Raw genomic sequence first — 25,493 nt, forward strand, 5'->3', positions numbered from 1 at the left:
CACCCTTATCCCGCCCACACCTTGTCGATCCCCTACAAGCCAGCCGGGCGCTTTGGCGCGCCGTCCCTCACGCGTTTGCCCGCCAGCTGGCACTAACGTGGGAGGGGTGAACCTCTCTCCTGCCGACCAGTTGGCGGCCCGCCGCCAGCAGCTTGCCGACCATGCCGACGCGGCCGCCGCCCGCCAGCACGCCCGGGGCCGCCGCAGCGCCCGGCAGCGGCTCTTGGCCCTGCTGGACGAGGGCTCATTCGTGGAACTAGATGCCCTGGCCGAGCACCGGTGCACCGATTTCGGAATGGCAGGCCGGGCCTTGCCGGGCGACGGGGTAGTCACCGGCTTTGGCACCATTGACGGCCGTCGCGTGTGCATCTACGCGCAGGACTTCACGGTCTTCGGCGGCTCTCTCGGTGAGGTGCACGGGCAGAAGATCACCAAGGTCATGGACCTGGCGGTCCGTACCGGGGTCCCCCTGATCGGCCTCAACGACGGCGGCGGGGCCCGCATCCAGGAGGGCGTGGGCGCGCTGACCCAATTTGCGGAAATCTTCCGCCGCAACGTTGCCGCCTCCGGCGTGATCCCACAAATTTCCCTCATCCTGGGGCCGTGCGCGGGCGGCGCGGTGTACTCCCCCGCGCTGACAGACTTCACCATCATGGTGGAGGGCACCTCACACATGTTCATCACCGGCCCGGAGGTGATCCGCGCGGTCACGGGCGAGGACGTCGGACTGGAGGAGCTGGGCGGGGCCCGGGCCCACGCCGACCGCTCCGGGGCCTGCCACTACGCGGCGACCGACGAAGACGACGCGTTCGCGTACGTGCGGGAGCTGCTGCACTACCTCCCAGACAACAATCTCTCCGAGGCCCCGGCCTGCGCCCCGGGGCAGGCCGTGACCGACATCGACCTGGACTCCCTGGTGCCGCAAAACCCCTCCCAGCCCTACGACATGGGCCTGGTGTTGGAGGCAGTGCTGGATGACGGCGAGTTCCTGGAGGTCATGCCCACCTACGCCCCGAACGTGATCTGCGCTTTCGGGCACCTGGAGGGGCAGGCGGTCGGGATCGTGGCCAACCAACCGCAACAGCTGGCCGGGGTGCTTGACATCGCGGCCGCCGAGAAGGCGGCACGCTTCGTGCGCACCTGCGACGCCTTCAACCTGCCGGTGCTGACGTTCGTGGACGTGCCGGGGTTCCTGCCGGGCACCCAGCAGGAGTGGGACGGCATCATTCGGCGGGGCGCCAAGCTGATTTACGCCTACGCAGAGGCGACGGTGCCACTGATAACCACGATCACCCGCAAGGCCTACGGCGGGGCCTATATCGTGATGGGCTCCAAAAAGTTGGGGGCGGATATCAACCTGGCCTGGCCGACGGCCCAGGTGGCGGTCATGGGCGCGGCGGGAGCCGTCAACATCTTGCATCGACGCGAACTGGCGGCCCTTGATGCGGCGGGCGGCGACGTGACGGCGGAGCGGGAACGATTAACCGCTCAGTACGAGGAGACGTTGGTCAATCCGTGGGAAGCGGCCCGCCGCGGTTTCGTCGACGCCGTCATTTCCCCGAATGAGACACGCCAGCAGCTGGCGGCCGCTTTGCGAGCGTTGGCCACGAAGCGGGTGGCTGGTCCGGCCCGGCGCCACGGGAACGTGCCGCTGTGAGCGAGGTGCAGGTGGTGCGGGGGGCACCCGACGACGACGAACTCGCCGCCGTGGTGGCCTCCCTGGCGGCCCTGGCGGCGGCCACACCGCCCGCCCCGGCCCCGGCGGCGCCCAATACAGGCTGGCAACAACGGGTCCGCCTGACCCCGGGGGCCCTGCCGTTCGGCCCGCCCGGTTGGTCACGCACCTGGCATTAGTGGTCCTGCCCGGCCGCCTGCGCGGCCGGGACCCCCTATCCTGGCGGCATGACTTCGCGTACCCCCACTGCAGTGGACCAACTTGCCAACCAATACGTCGTCGACTGTGCCGCCCTGGAGCCGATCCTGGCGACCTCGATTGGCTGGGCAGGCTCCGATCACCTGCTGCCCGACTACTCCCCCGACGGCATTGCGGCCCAGGCAGACCTCGCGCGCCGGGCACTGACGCAACTAGCTGCCGTCGAAGTAACCGATGCCGTCGACGAGGTGACGGTGGCGGCCATGCGCGAGCGGCTGGGCCTGACGGTGGAGAGCATCGAGGCGCTGGACCACACCGGGGATGTCAACGTGATCGCCTCGGCGTTGCAGTCCTTCCGGGACGTCTTCGATCTGATGCCCACGGAGACGGCCGAGCAGGTGGACAACATCGCCCAACGCCTGGCGGCCCTGCCGCAGGCAGCCGCGCAGTTCGCGCAGGCGGTGCGCTACCGGGCCGAGCAGGGCCGCACCAGCGCGCGACGGCAGATCGAAAAGTGCATCGCGCAAGCCGAGGAGGCGGCGGGCGAGAAGTCTCCGTTCAGTCGCCTGGCCAGCGAGTTGGCGGAAAAGCACCCGCAGGCAGCCGCGGCCCTGCAATCCGGGGCGGCCCAGGCACGGGCGGCCTACGCGGACCTGGCGGCAGTGCTGCGGGAGGTGGCCCCCAGCGCCCCGCAGGCCGACGCGGTCGGTCCGGAGGTCTACGAGCGTGCCTCTCGCTACTTCCTCGGGGCCAAGATCGACGCGCGGGAAGCGCACGCCTGGGGCATTGCCGAGCTGGCCCGCATCGACGCCGAGCAGCGGGAGGTGGCCGCCGAGTTGTACGGCCCGGGCACAACCCCCGGCGAGGCGATGGAGCGCCTGAACAACGACCCGGCCCGGCAGCTACACGGCACCGCCGCCCTGCAGGCCTGGATGCAGGAGACGTCGGACGCCGCCGTGGCAGCCCTGGCGGGCACGCACTTCGATATTCCGGAGCAGCTGACCAAGTTGGACTGCAAGATTGCCCCGTCCGGCTCGGGCGGCATCTACTACACCCCGCCGTCGGACGACTTCTCCCGGAACGGTGCCATGTGGTGGGCCGTCCCGGAAGGGGAAGACACGTTCACCACCTGGCAGGAAAAAACCACCGTCTACCACGAGGGCGTCCCGGGCCATCACCTGCAACTGGGCACGGCGGTCGCGCTCCGTGACACCCTGAATGATTGGCGGCGCTTGCTCTGCTGGGTCTCGGGGCACGGCGAGGGCTGGGCTCTGTACGCCGAGCGTCTGATGGCCGATCTCGGTTTTCTCAGCGAACGCGGCGACTACTTCGGCATGCTGGACGGACAGCGGCTACGGGCGGCCCGGGTGGTGCTGGACACCGGCGTCCACCTGGGGCTGCCGGTCGACCCGGCACTGCGGGCGGGCGGCCTGCTGCCGGCCGACGTCGACGCCGAGCGTTGGGATGCGGAGGTCGCCTGGCGGTTCCTGCGCCACAACGTGGCCATGGCCGAAGGGTTCCTGCGCTTCGAGCTGGACCGCTACCTGGGCTGGCCCGGGCAGGCGCCAAGCTACAAGCTCGGCCAACGCCTGTGGGAGGAAATCCGCGACGCGAACGCAGCCGCCGACCCCAACTTCACACTGCGCGATTTCCACGCCCGGGCCCTGGCGCTGGGTTCGGTGGGCCTGGACGTGCTTCGTGACGCGCTGGTGCCATGCAAGTAGTCCTCGCCTCTGCCTCCCCTGCGCGGCTGACCACCCTGCGCGCCGCCGGGTTGGCGCCGCAGGTGCTCGTCTCCCACGCCGACGAGGAGGGTCTGCTGACCCAGCTGTCGGCGGCCGCGCCCGCCGACCAAGTGCAGGCCCTGGCTCGCGCCAAGGCCACGGAGGTGGCCGGACGGCTGGACGCCACGCGCCAGCTGCTGGTCATCGGGTGTGACTCGATGCTGGAGCTGGACGGGCAGGTGGTGGGCAAGCCGGGCTCGGCGGCGGTGGCGCGGGAACGCTGGCAGGCCATGGCGGGGCGCAGCGGCGTGCTGCACACGGGCCACTGCGTGCTGCGGGCGGTGGACGGTCGCTGGCAGGAGGCCTGCGCCACCTCTAGCACGGTGGTGCATTTCGCCTCCCCGACGCCCGCCGAGCTTGCCGCCTACCTCGCCAGCGGGGAGCCGCTCGCGGTGGCCGGGGCCTTCACGCTGGACGGCCTGGGCGGTGCCTTCGTGCGCGGCATCGAGGGCGACCCGCACGGCGTGGTGGGCATCTCCCTGCCGCTAGTGCGGGAGCTGTGCGCCCAGTTGGCGGTGACGTGGACGGACCTGTGGCGGGCGGAATTGTTGAGCGGGAACGGAACCCACTAGGCGGGTTTGTGCCCGGGCGAGAAAGGCCCGCCGCACCCCCCAGCGATTGCTGGATTCGGGGTGCGGCGGGCTAGCTTAAACGCATGACCACCCTTCCTTCCTGGCCCCGCAGTGTGCTGATTGCCAACCGGGGCGAGATCGCGGTGCGGGTCGCGCGCGCCTGCGCCGATGCGGGGCTGAAATCGATCGGCGTCTACGCCGCCCCCGACCGAGATGCCCTGCACACGCGGATGGTCGATGAGGCCTTTGCCCTGCCGGGTTCCCGCCCGGCGGACACCTACCTCAACATTGAGGCGATCTTGGCGGTGGCCGAGCGCAGCGGGGCGTCGGCGGTGCACCCCGGCTATGGCTTCCTGGCGGAAAACGCCGAGTTTGCCCGGGCCGTCATCGCCGCCGGGCTGGTGTGGATCGGCCCGCCCCCGGCGGCTATTGAGGCACTCGGCGACAAGGTCACGGCCCGGCGGATCGCCGCCGAGGTGGGCGCCCCGCTCGCGCCCGGCACTCCCGGCCCGGTGGCCGGGCCGCAGGAGGTGCTGGATTTCGTGGCCGAACACGGACTGCCGGTGGCCATCAAAGCGGCGTTCGGCGGGGGCGGGCGCGGCCTGCGGGTGGCGCGCACCCAGGGGGAGGTAGTCGAGGCGTTCGAGGCGGCCGCGCGCGAGGCGGTGGCGGCCTTCGGGCGCGGCGAGTGCTTCGTGGAGCGTTACCTGGACCGGCCGCGCCACGTGGAAACCCAGTGCCTAGCTGACCAGTACGGCAACGTCGCGGTGGTCTCCACTCGCGACTGTTCCCTGCAGCGCCGCCACCAAAAGCTGTTGGAAGAGGCCCCAGCGCCCTTCCTGACTGCCGAACAGGAACAGGTAATCGAGGAATCTTCGCGCAATATTCTGCGCCGGGCCGGCTACGTCGGGGCCGGAACTTGCGAGTTCCTGGTGGCGGCCGACGGCCTGGTCTCCTTCCTGGAGGTCAACACCCGGCTACAGGTGGAGCACCCGGTGACAGAAGAGATCACGGGCATAGACCTGGTACGCGAACAGATTCGCTTGGCGGCCGGCGAGGAACTGGGCTACACGCAGGTGCAGGCACGCGGCCACGCCGTGGAATTGCGTCTCAACGCCGAGGATCCCGCCCGAGGTTTCCTGCCGACACCCGGCAAGCCAACGGCCCTGACCTGGCCGGCGGGGCCGGGGGTCCGTATTGATGCCGGCATCGCCGCCGGGGACGAGCTGAGCGGCCTGTTTGATTCCTTGGTGGCCAAGGTCATCGTCTGGGGACCCACCCGTGAGATCGCCTTGGCGCGGGCGCGGCGCGCCGTGCGCGAGACCCACATCTCCGGGTTGACCACCACGCTGCCGTTCCACGCCGCCGTGTTGCGACACCCCGCATTCACCGCTGAGGACGGTTTCGGGGTGGATACCACGTGGATTGACAGCGGCGGGTTGGACTTGCTGCGCGATCAGTTGGGAGAGCCCGGCGGGCCCGCCACGGCCCTTGAAGACGAGGCCGCCACCGAGCGCCTCGTGGTCGAAGTGGGCGGCAAGCGCCTGGAGGTGATTCTGCCCGCCGGGCTGATGGCAGCTCCGCGCGCGGCCAGCGTGCCCCCGGCGGCTCCCGCCCGCCCGAGCGGACGCCGCGGCCGGGGCGGGCGGCGCGGCAGTGCCGGAGGTCCCGGCGCGGTGACGTGCCCAATGCAGGCAACCGTGATTAAGGTGGAGGTCAGCGAAGGACAAGCCGTCGAACAGGGACAAACGCTGGTTGTGATCGAAGCAATGAAAATGGAGCAACCAATTACGGCCCCGCGTACTGGCCTGGTACAGGGTTTGGCGGTTAGTGTGGGAACACAGGTGGCCAGTGGTGGCCACATCTGCGACGTGATTGAGGGGTAGCAGCTATCCCCCACCCCCTTTTTTAGCTGCTACTGCCGGCCCCGGGCACGCCCCTGCTCGGGGCCGGTTCCTTGTCCGCCCCCAAAGTGGGGCAGCGGCAAGAGTGTGGGGTTGGCGGCACAGATGTATGTACGGGCGCGGCGTGGCGTGCCGGGGATCTAGCGCACCGCCTCGCCCATGGTTCACCACCCCGCCCTTACTTCACCGTCATGCCCTTACTCCACCGTCATGCCCTTACTCCACCGTCATGCCCTTACTTCACCGTCATGCCCTTATTTCGGTGTTTTAAGGACATGATGGTTGCGCAAGGACATGATGGTTACCCAAGGGCATGATGGTTGCGCAAGGGCATGATGGTTGCGCAAGGGCATGATGGTTACCCAAGGACATGATGGTTACCCAAGAGCGCGGCGGTCACCCAAGGACTGGTTGCGCCAGGGCGCGGCGGTCACCCAAGAGCATGCTGATCACATAAGGGCACCGGGTTGCCGCAGGGGCGCGGTGGAAGCCTGCCAGGCGGCCGCTGCGCGCCACAGCAACACCTTGGCCCCTCACCCCCCTCGCAACTAAGGCTAACCTTACTTTAGGAGTATGCTGGGTGGGTGGCGACGCCGGGGTAGCCCGGCGCCTGGTCAGCGACGACGAGGGGGAAGATATGTCCAATCCGACACGCAAGCTACTCGCGCCCGTCCGCCCCGCCATGCGCTTAACGGCGGTGCTCTCCGGCCTGGGGGGCCTGTTGTCGGTAGTGCCCTACATCGCCCTAACTGAGATCGCCCGTCGCCTGCTAGTGCAGGAAACCCCCTCCGCCCTGTGGCCGTGGATAGCCCTCGCCAGCGCCTGCCTGCTGGCCAGCGAGCTATTGCACGGTGCGGCGCTCGGCTATTCGCATACGGTGGAGGCACGCCTGCGCTACCGCCTGCGCCAAGCCCTGATCGCCACCCTCAGTCGCCTGCCCTTAGGGCGGGTGGAACAGACGTCGGCCGGCGCCCTGCGCAAACTGGTGTGCGACGACACCTCTGCCATCCACACCCTGGTAGCCCACCAGGCGGCCGACGCCACCTTTGCGGCGGTCTCCGCCGTGGCGGGCCTGCTGTACCTGGCCTGGGTGAACTGGGTGCTGGCCCTCATCCTCGTCGCCATCTGGGTGGCCATTCCCGCGCTCGCCCTCCGGGTCGGCTACGACCAAAGCCTCTTCGCGGATTTCTCCTCCGCCCAAACCCGCCTAGCGGCGGCAACCGTGGAGATGGCTGAAGGCATCAAGGAGATCAAGTCTTTCCAAGCCTCCGACGCCGCGCGCACTCGGTTCACCGCGGCCCGCACGGCCTTCTCCTCCCTCTCGCTGCGGTGGACCCGGGCGGCGGGCAGCGGCATGGCTGCTGCCCAGGCGCTGCTGCAGCCCGCGACCGTGCTCGCCGTGGTCGCCCCCCTGGCGGTCTGGTTCATTCGACAGGACTGGTTGACCCCGGCGGAATCGGTGGCCTTCTTCACCCTGGCCCTCGGCCTGCCGCAGGGTGCCATTCACCTAATGTCACTCATGCAACACCTGTACGAGGCGCAGCGGGCCGCCGAGAGCACGGCAGCCGTGCTAGCGCAGCCCCCCATGCCGCAGGGCCCCGGCCGCGACCTGCCGGACCCGGCACCGGGGCACCTAGAGCTGCGGGATGTCACCTTCGGCTACGAGCCATCTCACCCCGTCGTGCGAAATGTGTCCTTGCAGGCGGCTCCCGGGACTGTCACCGCGATCGTTGGCCCCTCCGGCAGCGGCAAGACGACGTTGGCCCGCCTGGTGGCCCGCTTCTACGACCCGGACCAGGGCAGCGTCCACGTCGGCGGGGTGGACGTGCGGGAGACCTCGTTCGATTGGCTCTACAGCCGGGTGGCGGTCGTCTTCCAGGACATAACCCTCGCCCACGACACGGTCGCCCACAACCTCGCCCTTGGCAGCCCGCAGGCCAGCGCCGAACAGCTGCAGGCAGCCGCCCGCGCGGTCGGTATGCACGAACGCATCCTGCAACTACCGGCGGGCTACGACACGGTACTAGGCAGTGCGGAGGGACAGCTCTCCGGCGGGGAGCGCCAGCGGCTGACCATCGCACGAGCCCTGCTGCAAGACACTGACCTGCTGGTGCTTGATGAGGCCACCGCCCAAGCCGATCCGCAGTCCGAACGCGACATCCACGCCGCTCTCAGCCACCTCGCGGTCGGCCGCACGGTGGTGGTCATCGCCCACCGCCTGTCCACCGTGCAAAACGCCGACCAGATCCTGGTGCTGGAGGCCGGGCAGGTGGTGGAACGCGGCACCCACTCGACGTTGCTGTCCGCCGAGGGACTGTACGCCCAACTTTGGTCCGCCCAGCAAGGAGGCGAATAATGTTTCGACTGTTATCCCGCCTAGTCGACGCCCGCGAGCTGCGCGTCCTGCTGGGGGGCTACGTACTGACTGCCCTCTGCCAGGGCCTGACGTTGGCGGCGCTCCTGCCGTTCCTCCGTCAATTGTTGACAGGCGGACCCCACCTGGGCCTCTGGACGGGGCTGGTGGTGGCAGGCGGGGCACTCAGTTTCGCGCTGTCTACTTCCGTGATGATCCGTTCCTATCGCATCTCGGTGTACGACGTGTGCGACGCGCTGATCGGACGCATCGGGGAACACGTGCTGCGGCTCCCCCTAGGCTGGTTCACCGCCGAACGCGAAGCGCAAGTGGCGGCAGCCGTCTCTCGCGATATCAACACTCTGTCCCACATCGCTTCCATGGTGCTGCCCGCCTTATGCTCGGCGGTAATTGTTCCCGCGGTGATGACCGTTACCGTCCTGGTGGTGGACTGGCAGTTGGGGCTGGTGTTGCTGGCCTGCGCGGTGCCGCTGGCGCTCTCGTGGCGCCTGACCGTGCGACGGGCCGAGCAGGTCAACACCGTGGAGGAGCAAGCTGCCCAACATTCGGCCGGCCGCCTGATCGAATTTGCCCGCCTCCAGAGCGTGCTGCGTGCCACCGGGCACGCCGAACGAGACTGGTCGCCCTTGACGCAGGCCCTGCGCGCCGAAGACGAGGCGGTCCGCGCTAGCCTGCGCGCCAAGGGGCGCCCGGGGGCAGCCTTCCAGTTGTTGGTGCAGGCGGCGTGCGCCCTCACCCTGGCGTTGGCTACCGCCCAGCTTTTGGGCAAGCAACTCGACGTGGCCGCCTTCCTGGCGATCGCCGCGATAGCCACCCGCACCACCGGACCGCTCGCCACCGCGGTGCTGTTTGCCACCGAAGCCAACAACGCCAAGGTCGCGCTGCGGTCGGTTAGCGACATCATGGACTCCCGCCCGCTGCCGGAGCCCGCTACCCCCGTGCAGCCGCAGGGCACCGACATCACGCTGCGCAATGTCTCCTTTGGCTACCGGGCGGACCGTCCCATCCTGGACGACATCAGCTTCACCGCCCAGGCAGGCAGCATCACCGCCCTGGTCGGCCCCTCCGGGATAGGAAAGTCCACGCTCCTGCGGCTAGCCGCCCGCTTCTGGGACACCGACACTGGGCAAGTGCTTGTCGGTGGGGCGGACGTGCGCGATGTGACCACCACCGACCTCATGGCCCTGATATCGCTGGTATTCCAGGACGTCTACCTGTTCGACACCACCATTCGGGAGAATCTACGAGTGGCCCGGCCGGACGCCACCGATGCAGAGCTAGCCGCGGCCGCGCGGGCCGCCCGCCTCGACCAGGTGATCGCCTCCCTGCCCGACGGTTGGCAGACCCGCGTCGGGCCGGGCGGCTTGCGACTGTCCGGTGGGGAGCGCCAACGCGTCTCCATCGCGCGGGCATTCCTCAAGGACGCCCCTATCTTGTTGCTAGACGAGATCACCTCCGCCCTCGACGGAGAAAACGAGGCGGCCATCACGGAGGTGCTCGCCGAGCTCGCCGTGGGCCGCACCGTCATCGTGGTGGCCCACCGCCTAACCACCCTGCGCGGCGCTGACCAAATATTGGTGCTGGAGGGCGGGCCCCGCGGGGCCCGCATCTGCGAGCAGGGCACGCCCGCCCAACTGGCCGCCGCGGGCGGCAGGTATGCCGACTATCTGGCAGCCAGCACCGACGCCGCCCGCTGGCAGTTGCGGGGATCGGCCGCCGACTAGTCCGCAGCGGGGCGCTGGAACCAGCCAGTGCCGCCCTCCTGCCACGGGTGCGGCCCGGCCAGCGGCCGGTAGTTCAGGCCCGCGGCGGCGAGCCGCTGCAAGTGGGCCTCCAACCGCGGAGCGAAGGCTTGCCAGCTGCGCCCCGCAGGCGCGGACCACGCCACCTCCGCGAGCGCACAGCCCCGCGGCCAGGCCTGGTATTGGAGCTTGCGGTAGGTGGGTTGGAACTCGGCCCACAGCTGGAACTGGGTGCCGAGCACGCGCGCGGCGGCGGGCGGGTCGAGCTCGGCGGTTGGGTCGAAGGCGTAGACCTCCTCAATGGGCAACACCACGCCCTGGGCGTAAGGCTCGCTGCGCAACGGCGACTGGTAGAAGTCGAGGTAGGTGTGGCTGAGGGGGGACATGATAACGTCCATGCCGTGCTGGGCGGCTCGTCTGCCGGCGTCCGCGCCCCGCCAGGCCTGGCACACCATGCCGGGCACGGGGCCGTCGTCGATAATCTCGTCCCAGCCGATGGGGATGACTCCGCGCTGGCGCAGCCAGTCCCGCAGATGCTCGGTGAACCACCGCTGCAGTTTGCGCACGTCGGCCACCCCCCAGGCGGCGGCCCGCTGCTTGACCTCCGGGGAAGCTTCCCAGTGGGTGGTGGGCACCTCGTCTCCGCCGATGTGCACGTAGGTGGCGCCGGTGGCGTCGATGACGGCCTGCCACGCGTCGTGGACGAAGTCGAGGGCGGCGGGAGACAGGTTGAGCACGTTGGGGAAGATTTGCGGATAGTGCGCCACCTCGGTGACGGCGTGCGGGTCGGTGGCGAACTCGGGGTAGGCGTGGAGGACCGCCGTGGCGTGGCCCGGGAAGTCGAGTTCGGGGACGATCTCGATCCCGAGGGCGCGGGCGTAGTCGGCTACCTGCTGGATTTGGTCCAGGGTGTAGTAGCCACCGTGTGGGGTGTGGTCGTCGCCCCCGGCCCGGTTGGTGGTGCGGGCCCGCCAGCTGGCGTGCGTGGCCAGGCGCGGATACTTGTCGAGGGCCACGCGCCAGCCTTGGTCGTCTGTCAGGTGCCAGTGGAAGACGTTGAGCTTGTGCCGGGCCAGCCAGTCGACAAAGTCCAGCACGTCGGCCAGCGGCACGAAGTGGCGGGCAGAGTCGAGCATGGCGCCGCGCCGCGCAAACCGCGGGGCATCGCTGATGTTGGCCCCGTCCAGAGGCACGTCGACGCCGCGGGGGGCGGCGTAAATTTCTGCCGGGCCCAGTTGCAGCAGGGTCTGGGCGGCCCACAGGGCACCGCGCTGCCCGCCGGCCACAATCTGCACTCCCTCCGGCCCCACTGCCAGGTGGTAGGCCTCTTCCGCTAGTTCATCCGTCAACTGCACGACGACGTCCGGGGCCTGCCGGGGGGCCAACGGCAGGCCGGTGGTGCGGCTGAGCAGTCGCCACACCACCGCCGCAGCGGGAGCGGCGGCCGCGCTGGCGGGCCCCAGAGTCGTGGTGGAGGTGAGGGTGTATCCCTCCGCCCGCCACTGGACCGTCGCGGGTTGGGGCAGTAGTGCGCGCATGTTTTCCTCTCTGCCTAGCACCGCTCGACTTCGAGCAGCACGGCTTGTTCCGGGTTGAGGCTCGGGGGGGTCAGGCCCACGTTGGCCAACGCCGCACCGGTGGCGGTGACGCCGGTGGTAAACCAAGGGGGTGGGATGAGCCCGGCCGGGGCGCGACCGACGAACCGGGGCCGCACCCGGTAGCGGGTGTCAGCCTGCAAGCCGGGCAGGCGGAGGCGTCCTTGCAGTCCGAGGGCGCCCGTGTAGGGGCTGTGCACCATGTAACGGGCGGTGGAGGCGTCCCGGGCCACCACCCCGTGCAACCAGAGGGCTCCCTCCCCCACCTCGTCGCGCACCACCCGCCCGGTGAGCAGCAGCTCTCGCTGCTCTTTGAAGTAGGCAATCCAGTCGGCCAGTTGCGCCAGCTCGTCCGCACTGGCCGCGGTCAGATCCCATTCCACCCCCAGGTGGCCCCACAGGGCGGTCAGCGCCCGGAAGGCGAGGTCGTGTTGCCGACCGGTGGTGTGGGAGCGGGCGGAGGCCACGTGGCTGCCGAGGAATTCGGGGGGCACCAGTTGCAGTGTCCAGCGCAGCATCGCCTGCCGCTCCAACGGGTCCAGGCAATCTGAGACCCAGAAGCGCTGGGTGTGGGTGATGGTTTCCAGGTCGATGCGGCCCCCGCCGGAGGAGCAGCTTTCGATCTCCAGGCCGGGGTGGTCGCGACGTAGGCGGTCCATGAGGCGCAGCGCACAGCGCACCTGTTCCCCCGCTACTGCTCGCCGGTCGGCCGTCTGGCTGCCCGCGTCGAATGTGTCGCGGTTGTGGTCCCACTTGAGGTAGCTGATGGGGTAGCGCCGCAGCAGCGCATCCATCTGGGTGTGCACGTGGTTCCAGGCCTGCGGGTTGGTGAGGTCCAACACCTGCTGGTGGCGCCAGGCCACCGGCAGTTCCGGGTGGGCGGCCAGTAGCCAGTCGGGGTGTTCCCGCGCCACCTGCGAATTCGGGTTGACCATCTCCGGTTCGAACCACAGGCCGAACTCCATGCCGTGGCCCACGACCCGTTCTACGAGCGGCGTGAGGCCGTCGGGCCACACGATCGGGTCTACCTGCCAGTCCCCCAGGCCCGCGGTGTCATCGCGCCGTCCCAGGAACCAGCCGTCGTCCAGCACAAAGCGTTCCACCCCCAGTGCGTGGGCGGCATCGGCCAGGGCCAGCAGCTTGTCCAGCCGCTGGTCGAAGCCGACGGCTTCCCACACGTTCAGGGTCACCGGCCGGGCGGGGCCCGGAGCGGTGGGCAGGCTGCGGATCCAGTCGTGGAAGCGCCCGGCGGCCTCGTCTAGCCCCTGTCCCTGCGTAAAGTGCAACAGCGGGCCGCGATAGCTCTGGCCCGGGGCGAGCGTGACCTCCCCCGGGTGCAGCAGCTCCCCCCCACCGAGCACCTGCCAGCCCTCCGGCAGGCGTTCGATGTAGAAACGCGAGTTGGCCGGCGCCGCCACGTGCAGGCCGTAGACCTGGCCGCGCCGGAAGTTAAAGCCGGGCCGCCCGGCCAGCAGGCAGGTGGTGGCGTCGAAGCCGGGCCGCCCCCGGCGATGTTCCCGCAGATGGGTGCCGATGGTCAGGGCCCGCCGCTGCGGGCAGCGTTCCTTCGCCCAGTGCCCGCTGAAATCCAGCACTTCGTCGACTTCTAGCGGCAGCGGCAAGGCCAGGTTGAGCTCGTGCAGGTGGTAGTTGTCCTGGCCCTCGTTGTGGAGCTGGGCGCGCACCTGCACGGTGCCGACGGGGGTGAGTCTCAGCTCCAGCTGCACCGCCAGCTGCGCCACCGGATCGGTCAGGGTAAAGGTGAGGGTGCCACTACCGCGGCAATACTCTCCGGGGGCCAGGTTCTCGGCCGCACTCTCGCCAGTCGGCGCGCCCCCGTCCGCCGGGGTGGCCACGAAGCTCACCGCGGTGGTGCGCAGGCGGGGCGACCACGCTGCCCCACCGTCGCGGTGCCCCAGCAGGCCCGGGCGGCCTGACCAGCCGGTCCAGCCGCCCGGTAGTACCCCCGGGTTAAGCGGCAGGTCCGGGACGTTGTCCACGTCCATGCGGGCCGTTCCTGCCACCAACTCGGCCAGGTCCGCGGGGCTGGCTGCCCCCCAGTGCGGTCCCCAGTGCACCACGTGGGGTAGGCCCGCCTGCCCGACCTCTAGCAGCAGGGCCGTGCCGCCGGCCTGCACTAACACCACCCAGCGTGGCTGCTCTCCCATCACAGACCTTTCTGGCCACCGGGGCCTGCCTGCCCCGGACAAAATTTGCTCGACAAAACTCGCGGTCCGCCTGCGGGACCGGGCCCACTATTGGGTGCTCTCACGCACCACCAACTCTGGTTGCAAGATCACCGGGCGGGCGGGGGTGGCCCCATCCAATTCGGCCAACACCATCTGGGTGGCGCGAATGGCCAGTTCGCGCCAGGGGTTGGTCACGGTGGACAGGGACGGCACCATGAGCCGGGAAATGTCGGCGTCGTCGAACCCGATGACGCGAATATCGTCCGGCACCCGCTTGCCGTTGGCGGTCAGCACCCCGATGGCGGCGGCCGCCATTAGGTCCGAGGCGACGAAGAGCCCGTCGATGGGCTCGCCCCGATCTAAGAGCTCCAGGGTCTGCACCTGCGCCGAAGCTGGTTCGTATGAGCCCGGGTAGCTGCCGCACAGTTCCAACCCCGCGGCGGCCAGCGCGGCCCGTGTCCCCGCCAGGCGCTCGCGCGCCGAGGCGATGTCCATCGGGCCGGTAATGGTGGCGATACGACGGCAACCCTGCGCCAACAGGTGCTCGGTCGCGATGCGCCCCCCAGCGACGTTGTCGATGTCGACGAAGCGGTCTGCCACCGAAAAGCCGCTGCGGGTGGCGGCGGCCGGACGGCCGAGGAAAGCGCAGGGCAGCCGCAGCTCTGCCAGCAGATCGGGCAGGTGATCTTCGTCGTGGTGGGAGATAACTAGCGCGGCGTCGGCGTAGCCCCCGCGCAGGTATTCCTCCAGTTTGCGCCGGTATCCCCCGTAGGCCATGAAGAGCGCCATGTGCCGGGAGGTGGACTCCAGCGTCTCCGCCACGCCCGCCACGGAGGTGGCGAAGAACGGGTCACCGAAGAGGCGGGCGTGGGGCTCGGAGACGATGACGGCGATGTTGTTGGCTTGCCGGGTGGCCAGGGAGCGGGCCACCTGGTTCGGCACGTAGCCGAGTTCCTCGATAGCGGCGTCAATGGCCCGGCGGGCGCTGGCGCTCACCAGGTGGCCACCGCGCACCGCCCGCGACACCGTCGCGCGCGAGACTCCCGCCAGGCGGGCGACATCGTCAAGCGTCGGGGCTTGTCGCCGGGCCATCATCCCTCCTCCCCTTACCCGGTTTAGCCTATTTCCATTGTGTGGGTGCGCGCCACCTCGGCGTACCATTTGGCGCTCGCCTTCGGGATACGCGCGAGGGTGTCGTAGTCGACGCGCACGATCCCGAACCGGCGGGAGTAACCAAACGCCCACTCGAAGTTGTCCAGGAGGGACCAGGCGAGGTAGCCGCGGACATCCACCCCGTCCGCGATGGCCCCGTGCACCGCCGCCAGGTGGTCGCGCAGGTAGGCCAACCGGTCGGCGGTGTCATCAACGTAGCCGTGTTCGTCGGGCACATCGTGGTAGGCGGCACCGTTCTCGGTGACCACCAGGGGAATGCCCGCCGGGCCGGTGTAGTCGCGCTGCATCCGGTTCAGCATCAGCCGCAAGTCGCGGGCGTCTACCTCCCACCCCATGGCGGTCACCGGCAGATCCCGGGGGATGGGGCGCACGGTCTCCGAGCCCACGATGGGGCTGGCCACCGGGTGGCCCCCCGCGTTGATGCGCACCTCGGGTTGGGCTCCGGGCAGGGGGGCGGCGTGAGCTCCCCCGTTGTAGAAGTTCACCCCCAGCACGTCCAGGGGGGCGCTAATGAGCGCCATGTCGCCGTCCCGGACGTCCTCCCCCAGGCCAGCCTCTCGCATGTCTTCCAGGACATCGTCCGGGTAGTGCCCCTTGAACAACGGGTCGAGGAACACCCGGTGGAAGGCCCCGTCCACCCGGCGGGCGGCGTCGACGTCGGCCGGATTGTCCGGATCGGCGGGGTGGAAGTATGAGGTGTTGCAGGTGATGCCTACTGTCAGGTTGCTGGCCGCTTCCCGCAGCACCTGCACCCCCAGGCCGTGCGCCAGGAGCAGGTGGTGGGCGGCAGCCACCGCCTCGCGGGGACTGGTGTGCCCGGGGGCGTGCTCGCCGCAGGCGTAGGACAGGAACGACGAGCACCACGGCTCGTTCAGCGTCGTCCAGACGCCCACCCGTTCCCCCAGGGCGTCGTGCACCGCCTGCGTATAGTCGGCAAACCGGTAGGAGGTCTCGCGGTTGACCCAGCCGCCCTGCTCCCCCAGCGCCTGCGGCAGGTCCCAGTGGTAGAGCGTCAGCCAGGGTTTGATGTTGGCGGCCAGCAGTTCGTCCACGAGGCGGGAGTAGAAGTCCAGCCCGCGCTGGTTGACGCTACGCCCGTCCGGGCAGACGCGGGCCCAGGAGGTGGAAAACCGGTAGGTGGCCAGGTGGAGGGAGCGCATGAGGGCGACGTCCTGCTCCATGCGGTGGTAGTGGTCGCAGGCCACCAGCCCGTTTGAACCGTCCGCGATCCGGCCGGGCTCCTCGCAAAACGCGTCCCAGATGGACGGGCCCCGTCCGTCTTCGTATCCTCCGCCCTCGATCTGGAAGGCGGCAGTGGCGGCCCCGAACTGGAAATCGGGTGGAAATTGCAAAGTGGTCATCCTTTTACAGCTCCTTGCATGATGCCGGAGACGAGCTGGCGCCCGGCGAAGATGAATACGAGGATCAACGGCAGGGTGGAGATCACCACCCCGGCCATGATGAGGGAGTAGTCCTTGAAATAGGTGGCCTGCAGCAGCTGCAACGCCACCGGCAGGGTCGGGTTTTGCGAACCCAAGGCGATAAACGGCCAAAAGAAGCTGGTCCAGGAGCCGACGAAGGTGAAGAGGCCTAGCATCGCGGCCGCCGGGCGAGCGGCAGGCAATGCCACGTGCCAGAACGTGCGGATGAGCGAACAGCCGTCCACGCGGGCGGCCTCAATGAGCTCGTAAGGCAGGGCGCCGCGCAGGTACTGCGTCATCCAGAACACCCCAAAAGCCGAGATGAGGCCCGGGACGATCACGGAGAGCAGAGAGCCGGTCCACTCCAGCTTGGACATGATGATGAACAGCGGCACCACGCCCAGCTGGGTGGGCACCGCCATCGTGGCGATCACGAACACCAGCAGTGGTCCCCGCCCCCGAAACCGCAGTTTGGAGAAGGAAAAACCGGCCAAGGTGGAGAAGAAGACCACCGAGAGGGAGGTGATGACGGCGACGATGACGGAGTTCCAGATCGCGGGCCACAGTTTGATGTCGGCCTCCAGCACCCGCTGAATGTTGGTCCACAGGTTGCCCCGCGGCACCGGGGAGGGGATCGGGTTTTGCGCAATCGTGGCGGCGTCGGACGACGCCAGCAGCACCGAGAACCACAACGGGTAGAAGGAGATGGCCAAGATCGCCGCCAGCACCATGTAGGTCACCCATCCGGGGCGCCGGGCGGTACCGCCGGTGGCCCGCGCGCGCGGCAGTTGCCCGCTGCGCAGTGCGCGCCGCCGGGCCGCCCGGGCGGCGCCCTTCCCCGCTAGCTGTTCCACGGCGGGCAGTGACAGGCGCGGGGCGCTCATTTTTTCCCCCTGGAATCTTCGGACGCGATGCGGCGCGTGAGCAGGAAGTTGATGACGGCGAAAACGATGACGATGAGGAAGAGGATCCAGGCGATGGCGGCCGAGCGGCCGAGGTTGCGCTGGCTGCCCCAGCCCACTTCAAAGAGGTACATGGACAGGGTCATCCATTGCCGGTCGGGGCCGCCCACCCCGCCGACGTCGTACAGGCGGGGCTCGTCAAAGATCTGCAGTCCCCCGATGGTGGCGGTCAGCACCACGAAGATGATGGTGGGCCGCAGCATGGGAATGGTCACGGAGAAGAACTGCCGCACCCGCCCGGCGCCGTCGATGAGGGCGGCCTCGTAGAGCTCGCGGGGGATGGCCTGCATGGCGGCCAACACGATGAGGGTGTTGTAGCCGGTCCAGCGGAAGTTGACCATCGTGGCGATGGCGAAATGCGAGGCCAGTGGCTGCGCGTGCCAGGCAATTGGTTCCAGCCCAATACTGGTCAGCAGGGCGTTGAGCAGGCCGGAGTCGTCGGCGAATACTTTGCCGAAGATGAGGGCCACCGAGACCGGGGCGACCACGTAGGGAACCAGTACGCCCATGCGCCAGAAAGTCTTCGCCCGAATGTTGGCGTCGAGGACGGCGGCGATCAACACGGCGGCAATCACCTGTGGCACGGAGGAGAGCAGGAAGATGGAGAACGTGTTGCGCAGCGCGGTCCAAAAGCGCGGCTGGAGGAGCACGTCCACGAAGTTCTGCACCCCGACGAAGTCGCCTTTGCCGCCAATCAGGTGCCAGTCGTGCAGCGCCACGAACACGGTGTAAAGCAGGGGGAAGAGCCCTACCAGGGCGAAGAGTAGAAAGAAGGGAGAGATATAGAGGTACGGGGAGAGCCGCATGTCGAGCTTGCCGCGCCAGGCGCGCCGCTGCCGCTTGCGGTCGTCGAGCAATTGCCCGCCGCTGTGCTCGGTGTCCATTTGTTACCGCCGGTCGATCTGGGGGTGGGGGCCCGCGCGGGGCGCGCCCCCACCCGACTACTTACCAGAGCTAGTTCAGGCCGAGCGCGTCGTACTCGCTCAGCGCCTTTTCCCAGGACTTCCCGGCGTCCTCGACCGCGGTCTCCACCCGGGTCAGGGCGTCACCCACCAGCCCGCGGATAGCGAAGTAGTTTGGTCCGGCGAACGGCACCACGGTCACGGCCTTGGCGCGCTCGGCGAAGATCTCGCCCACCGGGGCGTTGTTGAAGAACTCGCTCTTGTGCTCCAGCAGGATCGGATCCTCCAGGCCCTTGGTCTGGCTGGGGAAGGTGCCCTTGTTCTTGAAGGCCTTGATCTGCTGTTCGGGTGCGGTCAGCCAGGCGGCCAGCGCTTTGGCTTCCTCGGGGTGCGCCGACTGGGTGGGCACCATCAGGAAGGAGCCACCGGAGTTGGCGCCGCCGCCGGGCGTCACGTTGGCGACGTCCCAACCGGCCACGCCCTTGGCGTTACCTTCGATGACGCCGATCATCCAGGACGGGCAGAACATGGTGCCAAAGCCGTCCTTTTGGAAGGCCGCAGTCCAGTCTTCGGTCCAGGGGGTGAGTTTGGCCGAGAGCGGGACCTGGGCCACCAGGGTGTCGTAGACCTTCTTCATGTCGGCGTTGTCTTTGAGGGGGAAGGGGGTGCCGTCGGCCTGTTCAAAGGCGTTGGGCAGCTGGGCGATCATGATTTCGAAGACCCCGCCCACCGAGTCGAACCACGGCACATTGGTGGCTTCGGTGAACTGCTTGCCGACCTTGAAGTAGTTGTCCCAGTCGCCTTCCAGCAGCTTGGCCACTTCGGCCCGGTCGGTGGGCAGCCCGGCCTTGGCGAAGAGGTCGGAGCGGTAGCACACTGCCACTGGTCCGGCGTCGGTGCCGTAGCCGAGGAGGCGGCCATCTTTATCGGTGGCGGGCTTGGTCTTCCATTCCAGCCACCGGTCCGCCACCTCGGGGCTGGTCAGGTCGACGAACTTGTCGGGGTACTGCATCAGTTCCGGCAGCCAGCCGCCTTCGACGCCCTCAATGTCAGCCAGGCCGGAGCCGGCGGCCAACCGGGTGTTGAGGTTGTCGCGGGCTTCGGTGGTAGTGGCGGCCTTGCGGTGCTCGATCTTGATGTTGGGGTGGGCGGCCATGTACTCCTCAAAGAGGCCTTCGTATCCGAACTCGTTGAAGGTGGCCACGGTCAGGGTGATGGTGCCGTCGGACTTGGCACCGTTGTCGGCTGAGTCAGCCTTATCGCTCGCACCGCCGCAGGCGGTCAGGACGAGCGCGGCACCGGCGCAGGCGGCCAGGGCGCGCATCATGCGGGGCGTGTTCACTGCAACTCCTTTGTCTATGGCAACACAGCAGGGGGTGGGGGTGGACGACGTGCCGGGCTGGTGCACGTTGTCGTGGAGGGAGTACCCGCAATACTGAGAGCGCTCCCAGGAATGTGAATTACTCTACATTTCTCCCGGTCCTTGTCAAGGCAAAAGTGGCCGCCAATTAGCGCCGCCCCCTGGCAGTAGGCTGACGATATGGATTGCCTCGCCGACACCTGGCTCGCGTGCGCCTGCGGGGACCGTCACTGGGGCGCCCTCGGCGCTGCCGGGCTATACCTGTGGCGGCAAGCGGGGGACGGCCCCCAGTATCTCGGCCAGTTACGCCCGCCCCGGCCGCCCGCCCCCAGCCTGTGGGGCCTGCCCGGTGGGGCCCGGCAGGTGGCGGAAAGTGCCCTCGCCGCGGCCCTGCGCGAAGCCCGCGAGGAGGCCGACATCGCCGCCGCCCACCTGCGCGTGTGGGCCACGCGCACCCTCACCCACCCCGGGCCCGCCCACCACACCTGGACCTACACCACGGTGGTGGCCGAGCAGACCGGCCCCCAGCAACCGGTAGCCCGTACCGACGAATCCCTCGAACTGGCCTGGCTCACCCCCGGAACCGAACCGGGTCCGCTCCTGCCTGCCCTCGCCGCCATCCACCCCGAGCTGCAGGCGTTGACCCGGCGCGTGGTGCTAGTGATCGACGCGGCCAACGTCGTCGGTTCCCGCCCCGACGGCTGGTGGCGGGACCGCGCCGGGGCGGCCGCCCGCCTCCTCACCGACTGCGCCACCGCACTCGGCACCGGGCTGAGCGCCGCCACCCTCCAGCTCCCCGGCGGGCACTGGTACCCCGATATCGATGTTGTCCTCGAAGGGGCCGCCCGCCCCGCCGCCCCAGCCGGGATCGTCACCGCCCCGCGCGGAGCCCGCCTGACGGTGGTGTGCGCCCCCGCCGCCGGCGACGACGAGATAGTCGCGCAGGTTGCCCGCCGCCGCGCCGCCGACTACCAGGTGCTGCTGGCCACCGCCGATAAAGGTCTGGCGACCCGGGCCCGCGCCCTCGGCGCGCAGGTGCTCTCCCCCCGCGTGCTGCCCCGTCCAAGGCGCGACAGCTAGCTGCCCGGCGGCCTGCACCCCAATACACTTCCTCCATGACGACCCGACACGCATGGGGCTACGGCCTCGCCACCATTTCCGAAGCCGGACAGACCTTGGACGTCTGGTACCCCTCGCCCGCCCTCGGGCCCGCTCCGGCCGACACTCGCACCGAACAGCTCGCCACCCTGACAACAATGGAAGCCAAGGATCCCGCCCGCGGCGTCCACACGACCGTGGTGCGCACCGTCGTCGACCTTGATGATGCTCCCCAGTCCACCGCCGACGCCTACCTGCGGCTGCACCTGCTCTCCCACCGGCTGGTGCAACCCAACACCATCAACCTGGACGGCATCTTCTCCCGCCTCACCAACGTCGTGTGGACCTCGGTCGGACCCTGCCCGGTGGAAGACTTCGAAACCACCCGCCTGCGCCTGCGCCAACGCCACGGACACGTCGAAGTGCGCGGCATCGACAAGTTCCCGCGCATGGTTGACTACGTGACCCCCAGCGGCGTGCGCATCGGCGACGGCAACCGGGTGCGGCTGGGGGCCTACCTCGCGGAGGGCACCACCGTCATGCACGCCGGCTTCGTCAACTACAACGCCGGCACCCTGGGCGTGTCCATGGTGGAGGGACGCATCTCCCAGGGCGTGGTCATCGGCAATGGCTCCGACGTCGGGGGCGGTGCCTCGACCATGGGCACCTTGTCCGGGGGCGGCAAGGAGCGGGTGCGGGTGGGCGAGCGGTGCCTGCTCGGCGCTAACTCCGGGTTGGGTATCGCCCTGGGGGACGACTGCGTGGTCGAGGCCGGTCTCTACCTGACGGCCGGCACCAAGGTTTCGCTCATGCCGTCGGGCGGGGTGGTGCCTGGCCAGCACGGAATGTTCCGCGACCCGCAGGTGGTCTCGGCCCGCGAGTTGTCCGGGGCCTCCAACGTCCTGTTCCGCCGGAACTCGGTGACAGGTGCCGTGGAGGCCCTGGCGCGCGGCGGCAAGGGCATCGAACTCAACGCCGAACTACACGCGAACTAGGACCGGGCCTCGGGGCGGCGGGAACGGAGACGTGCCCACCAGTACGCCGCCGCCCCGAGGGCGAGGCCGCCGCAGAAGTACCAAGTGCGGTGCCACAACGACAGCTCCGCCCAAGTGAACGCCACCTGCCCGCACAGCAGCAACCAGCCCAGGAACAGGGGCAGCTGATAGCCCTGCAGATCGAAGAACTTTCGCCCCCGCTCCCCCGGCTGCCCCAAGCGATAGCCAGCCCAGGCGGACACCACGCCGAAAGCAACGTACAGCAGCCAAAAAGCCCACATGCTCGCCTCCTATTTTCCACAAGTTCAGGCCAGCATCACCTTACGATGCTGACCTGAAACCTGTCTGCTACCTGGCGGCGGCTAGGCGCGGTTGCGCTCACGCAGCGGCACGTACTGCCGTTCGGGGTAGCCGGTGTAGACCTGCCGTGGGCGGCCGATGCGGGTGGCCGGGTCGGTGATGAGCTCCCGGTACTGGGCGATCCACCCGGGCATGCGGCCGAGCGCAAAGAGCGGGGTGAACATCTTGGTGGGGAAGCCCATCGCCTTATAGATCAGGCCGGTGTAGAAGTCCACGTTGGGGTAGAGCTTGCGCTCGATGAAGTAGTCGTCGCTCAGCGCGATTTCCTCCAACTCCATCGCGATGTCGAGAAGGTTGTCGCGGGCCCCCAGCCGGGCCAGGATGTCGTGCGCGGTCTCTTTTACCAGCGCGGCGCGCGGATCGTAATTCTTGTAGACGCGGTGGCCAAAGCCCATCAGCCGCACCCCGTCTTCCTTGTTCTTTACCTTCGTCATGAAGTCATTGACGCTCATGTCGGATTGGTCGATCTGCCGCAGCATGCGCAGCACCGCCTCGTTGGCCCCGCCGTGCAGCGGGCCAGACAGCGCCCCCACCCCGGCCGCCACCGAGGCGTACATGTTGGCGTTGGATGAGCCCACCAGCCGCACCGTCGAGGTCGAGCAGTTCTGTTCGTGGTCCGCATGCAAAATGAGCAGCATGTCCAAGCCGCGTACGAGCGCCGGGTCGATGTCGTAGCTCTGGTAGGGCAGCCCGAAGGTCATGCGGATGAAGTCTTCGGTGTAGCTGCGTTGGTTGTCGGGGTAGAGCAGGGGCAGGCCCGCGGCGCGCTTGGCGATATAGGAGATCATTGTTGGCACCTTGGCCAGCAACAGCACGGTGGCGGTGTTGACCTGCTCCGGGTCCTTCGGGTCCAGCGTGTGCTGGTAGTAGGTGGCCAGGCCCGCGATACCTGCCTGCAGAATGGCCATCGGGTGGCCGTTGGCCGGGAACGCGGTGAAGAAGGCTTTGAAGTCCTCGTGCAGCAGCCGATGCCGCTTAACGCGCCGAATGAAGGCCTCCAGCGTGGCGCCGTCGGGCAGCTCCCCGTACACCAACAGGTAGGCCACCTCCAGGAACGAGGATTGCTTGGCCAGCTGTTCGATCGGATAGCCCCGATAACGCAGGATGCCCGCGTCTCCGTCAATGTAGGTGATTTCCGACGTCGCCGCCGCCGTGTTCGTAAAGCCCGGGTCAAGGGTTATGAGCCCGGTCTCCTTTAGCAGCGGGGCGATTGCCAACCCATCGCTGCCTTCCGTCGCCTCCACGCGCGGCAGCGCTAATTGCTGTTCCCCTACGGTGAGCACCCCATTGGGCTTCCCTGCGGACATTCCTTCTCGCTTCCATATTTCCGGAAATGCGGACCTTGGTCCCAGTAATCGTAGTGCAAAGAGCTGCCCTACGTCTGCCAAACTAGCCGCGGGTCAGGGGATTGTCCGTCAATCGCTGCACAGCCGCGGCGATGCGTTCGTCACTCGCAGTGAGCGCTATTCGCACGAAGTCGGCTGCTTGCTCGCCGTAGAAATCGCCGGGCGCCACCAGGATGCCGCGCACCGCCAACAGCTCCACCAACTGGCGGCCCGTGCACCCGGGCACGCGCCCCCAGATGTACAAGCCCGCCCCGGTCGCGGGATCGACCTCCAGACCAGCGCGCTGCAGAGCGGGCAGCAAGGCCGCCCGGCGGGCCCCGTAAACCTGCCGCTGCCGCGCCACGTGCGCATCATCCGCCAGGGCGGCCACCATGGCCGCCTGCACGGGCGCCGGCGTCAGCAAGCCCAGGTGCTTGCGCCCCTCCACAATATGCGCAATCAAATCCGCCGCCCCCGCAATGATCCCGGCCCGGTAGCCAGCCAGATTGGATTGCTTGGAGAGCGAATACAAGGCTAGGACCCCGGCCCGGCTGTCTCCCACCACCGCTGGATCCAACAACGAGGGCACCCCCTGGCTGACCCACGGTTCACTCCAGGCCAACTCCGCGTAACACTCGTCGTTGACGATAAGCGCCCCGTGCGTCCGTCCCCACTGCACGATCCGGGCCAGCTCCGCCCGCCCCAACACGTGCCCGTGCGGGTTGCCCGGCGAGTTCAACCAGACGAGCGCCGCGTCGGTGGGCCACGTGTCCGGGTCTGGCCCCACCGGCACCGGAGCGGCCCCCGCCAGGCGGGCCCCGACGTCGTAGGTCGGGTAGGCCATCTGCGGCAGCAGCACCTTGTCCCCCGGGCCCACCCCCAGCAGGAGCGGCAACAGTGCCACCGCCTCCTTCGAGCCGATCGAGGGAATTACCTCCGCGTCCGTGAGGTCGCCAACCCCCCGCCGCCGCGCAAACCAGGCACAGATGGCCTGCCGCACCTGCGGCGTGCCGACCGTCACCGGATAGCCGGGCGCGTCGGCTCCCGCCTGCAGGGCCGCCTGCGCCACCGCCGGGGTGGCATCGACGGGCGTGCCCACCGAGAGGTCAACCAGCCCGTCTGGGTGACCAGCGGCCACTGCCCGGGCGGGCAAGAGCGAGTCCCAGGGGAAATCCGGCAGCGGCAGCGGCCGCGGCAGCGCGCTCACGGCAGCCCGTGTTCGGCGCGGTATTCCACGTTCTGCGGCGGCAAGGCGGCGATCATCGCATCGTCCTTGTCCACCGGCCCCAAGCGCGAGGCGCCCCCGGGCGAGCCCAGGTCGCTGAAAAAGTCGACGTTGGCCCGGTAGTAGTCGCTCCACTCCTCCGGCACGTCGTCCTCGTAGAAGATCGCGAGCGTCGGGCACACCGGCTCGCACGCCCCGCAATCCACGCACTCGTCGGGGTGAATGTAGAGCGACCGGGCCCCCTCGTAAATGCAGTCGACGGGACACTCATCGACGCACGCGCGATCCTTCACATCCACGCACGGCTGAGCGATGACGTACGTCATTTTGACTGCCTCCTTTTGTTCCTCACACTGCCGCTCTAGAGTAGCGCTCATCATGACTAATAATTCGCCTCCGCCCCCCCTGCCCTGGCTGAGCTGGCGGGTCGGCCAACGGGTGGTGGTGCGGCGCCGGGAGGCCGACGGCCTCTACGATGCCCTCGGCGACCTGCTAGAAGTGGCCCCAGATCACGTCACTATCCGCACCCGCAGGGGGGACGTTGTCGTGCCGGCCACCAAGATGGTCTCCGGCAAGCTGGTGCCGCCCGCCCCGTCCTGGGCGGCACCCACACCTGCTCCCCCCGCCTCGTAGCGGCAG

21 protein-coding genes are annotated in these 25,493 nt (G+C 68.8%); 10 read left to right on the forward strand and 11 right to left on the reverse strand.

Annotated elements, in window-relative coordinates:
- The first annotated feature begins 106 nt into the window (after nt 1–106).
- The 7 genes from BSZ40_RS05170 to BSZ40_RS05200 all read left to right on the forward strand — a co-directional run bounded on the left by BSZ40_RS05170 (nt 107) and on the right by BSZ40_RS05200 (nt 10,231).
- A complete protein-coding gene (locus BSZ40_RS05170; RefSeq protein WP_245793859.1) occupies nt 107–1,657 on the forward strand; it encodes an acyl-CoA carboxylase subunit beta in 1,551 nt (516 codons plus the stop codon).
- Complete coding sequence (locus BSZ40_RS05175; RefSeq protein ID WP_073823990.1) at nt 1,654–1,854, forward strand: acyl-CoA carboxylase epsilon subunit; 201 nt, start codon at nt 1,654–1,656, stop codon at nt 1,852–1,854. The genes BSZ40_RS05170 and BSZ40_RS05175 overlap by 4 nt, the downstream gene beginning before the upstream one ends.
- Before the next feature lie 48 nt (nt 1,855–1,902).
- Nucleotides 1,903–3,597, forward strand: a complete 1,695-nt coding sequence (locus BSZ40_RS05180) for a DUF885 domain-containing protein (protein ID WP_073823992.1) — start codon at nt 1,903–1,905, stop codon at nt 3,595–3,597.
- On the forward strand, nt 3,588–4,229 hold the full coding sequence (locus BSZ40_RS05185) for a Maf family protein (RefSeq protein ID WP_073823994.1): 642 nt from the start codon (nt 3,588–3,590) through the stop codon (nt 4,227–4,229). Before BSZ40_RS05180 ends, BSZ40_RS05185 begins: the two co-directional genes overlap by 10 nt.
- Before the next feature lie 83 nt (nt 4,230–4,312).
- On the forward strand, nt 4,313–6,115 hold the full coding sequence (locus tag BSZ40_RS05190; RefSeq protein WP_073823996.1) for an acetyl/propionyl/methylcrotonyl-CoA carboxylase subunit alpha: 1,803 nt from the start codon (nt 4,313–4,315) through the stop codon (nt 6,113–6,115).
- A 598-nt stretch (nt 6,116–6,713) separates the two neighbouring features.
- Nucleotides 6,714–8,489 carry an ABC transporter ATP-binding protein gene (locus tag BSZ40_RS05195; protein ID WP_073823998.1) on the forward strand — a complete coding sequence of 592 codons (1,776 nt, stop codon included), beginning with the start codon at nt 6,714–6,716 and terminating at the stop codon, nt 8,487–8,489.
- Nucleotides 8,489–10,231, forward strand: a complete 1,743-nt coding sequence (locus tag BSZ40_RS05200; RefSeq protein ID WP_073824000.1) for an ABC transporter ATP-binding protein — start codon at nt 8,489–8,491, stop codon at nt 10,229–10,231. Before BSZ40_RS05195 ends, BSZ40_RS05200 begins: the two co-directional genes overlap by 1 nt.
- Here BSZ40_RS05200 and BSZ40_RS05205 read toward each other — a convergent pair.
- The 7 genes from BSZ40_RS05205 to BSZ40_RS05235 all read right to left on the reverse strand — a co-directional run bounded on the left by BSZ40_RS05205 (nt 10,228) and on the right by BSZ40_RS05235 (nt 19,833).
- The gene (locus tag BSZ40_RS05205) at nt 10,228–11,787 is read right to left on the reverse strand and encodes a beta-N-acetylhexosaminidase (protein ID WP_073824002.1); all 1,560 of its coding nucleotides are present in this window, start codon (nt 11,785–11,787) and stop codon (nt 10,228–10,230) included. The genes BSZ40_RS05200 and BSZ40_RS05205 overlap by 4 nt on opposite strands.
- A gap of 14 nt (nt 11,788–11,801) precedes the next feature.
- A complete protein-coding gene (locus BSZ40_RS05210; RefSeq protein WP_073824004.1) occupies nt 11,802–14,012 on the reverse strand; it encodes an alpha-galactosidase in 2,211 nt (736 codons plus the stop codon).
- 87 nt (nt 14,013–14,099) lie between these two features.
- Complete coding sequence (locus BSZ40_RS05215; RefSeq protein WP_158020867.1) at nt 14,100–15,125, reverse strand: LacI family DNA-binding transcriptional regulator; 1,026 nt, start codon at nt 15,123–15,125, stop codon at nt 14,100–14,102.
- 23 nt (nt 15,126–15,148) lie between these two features.
- On the reverse strand, nt 15,149–16,567 hold the full coding sequence (locus BSZ40_RS05220) for a GH1 family beta-glucosidase (protein ID WP_073824008.1): 1,419 nt from the start codon (nt 16,565–16,567) through the stop codon (nt 15,149–15,151).
- Nucleotides 16,564–17,511 carry a carbohydrate ABC transporter permease gene (locus BSZ40_RS11550; RefSeq protein ID WP_073824010.1) on the reverse strand — a complete coding sequence of 316 codons (948 nt, stop codon included), beginning with the start codon at nt 17,509–17,511 and terminating at the stop codon, nt 16,564–16,566. Before BSZ40_RS11550 ends, BSZ40_RS05220 begins: the two co-directional genes overlap by 4 nt.
- Nucleotides 17,508–18,473, reverse strand: coding sequence for a carbohydrate ABC transporter permease (locus BSZ40_RS11555; protein WP_124911888.1), 966 nt, complete (start codon nt 18,471–18,473; stop codon nt 17,508–17,510). Before BSZ40_RS11555 ends, BSZ40_RS11550 begins: the two co-directional genes overlap by 4 nt.
- A 70-nt stretch (nt 18,474–18,543) precedes the next feature.
- On the reverse strand, nt 18,544–19,833 hold the full coding sequence (locus BSZ40_RS05235) for an ABC transporter substrate-binding protein (protein ID WP_245793861.1): 1,290 nt from the start codon (nt 19,831–19,833) through the stop codon (nt 18,544–18,546).
- Between the two features lie 198 nt (nt 19,834–20,031).
- Between BSZ40_RS05235 and BSZ40_RS05240 the strand changes: the two genes are divergently transcribed.
- Complete coding sequence (locus tag BSZ40_RS05240; protein WP_073824012.1) at nt 20,032–20,931, forward strand: NUDIX domain-containing protein; 900 nt, start codon at nt 20,032–20,034, stop codon at nt 20,929–20,931.
- A gap of 35 nt (nt 20,932–20,966) precedes the next feature.
- Nucleotides 20,967–21,944, forward strand: a complete 978-nt coding sequence (gene dapD / locus BSZ40_RS05245) for a 2,3,4,5-tetrahydropyridine-2,6-dicarboxylate N-succinyltransferase (protein ID WP_073824015.1) — start codon at nt 20,967–20,969, stop codon at nt 21,942–21,944.
- On the opposite strand, the gene BSZ40_RS05250 is transcribed toward dapD, so the two are convergent.
- The 4 genes from BSZ40_RS05250 to fdxA all read right to left on the reverse strand — a co-directional run bounded on the left by BSZ40_RS05250 (nt 21,941) and on the right by fdxA (nt 25,180).
- Complete coding sequence (locus BSZ40_RS05250) at nt 21,941–22,225, reverse strand: hypothetical protein (protein ID WP_073824016.1); 285 nt, start codon at nt 22,223–22,225, stop codon at nt 21,941–21,943. The genes dapD and BSZ40_RS05250 overlap by 4 nt on opposite strands.
- Nucleotides 22,226–22,306: 81 nt before the next feature.
- The gene (locus tag BSZ40_RS05255; protein WP_073824019.1) at nt 22,307–23,611 is read right to left on the reverse strand and encodes a citrate synthase; all 1,305 of its coding nucleotides are present in this window, start codon (nt 23,609–23,611) and stop codon (nt 22,307–22,309) included.
- 82 nt (nt 23,612–23,693) lie between these two features.
- Entirely contained in the window at nt 23,694–24,836 is a 1,143-nt protein-coding gene (gene dapC, locus BSZ40_RS05260; RefSeq protein WP_073824021.1) for a succinyldiaminopimelate transaminase, read from the reverse strand.
- Complete coding sequence (gene fdxA, locus BSZ40_RS05265; RefSeq protein ID WP_073824023.1) at nt 24,833–25,180, reverse strand: ferredoxin; 348 nt, start codon at nt 25,178–25,180, stop codon at nt 24,833–24,835. The genes dapC and fdxA overlap by 4 nt, the downstream gene beginning before the upstream one ends.
- Before the next feature lie 52 nt (nt 25,181–25,232).
- On the opposite strand from fdxA, the gene BSZ40_RS05270 reads away from it, so the two are divergent.
- Nucleotides 25,233–25,487: a hypothetical protein gene (locus BSZ40_RS05270; RefSeq protein WP_245793863.1), complete on the forward strand. Its 255-nt coding sequence runs from the start codon at nt 25,233–25,235 to the stop codon at nt 25,485–25,487.
- The last annotated feature ends 6 nt before the right edge of the window (nt 25,488–25,493 follow it).

The organism is Buchananella hordeovulneris, assembly GCF_001907235.1.
Taxonomy (GTDB): Bacteria; Actinomycetota; Actinomycetes; order Actinomycetales; family Actinomycetaceae; genus Buchananella; species Buchananella hordeovulneris.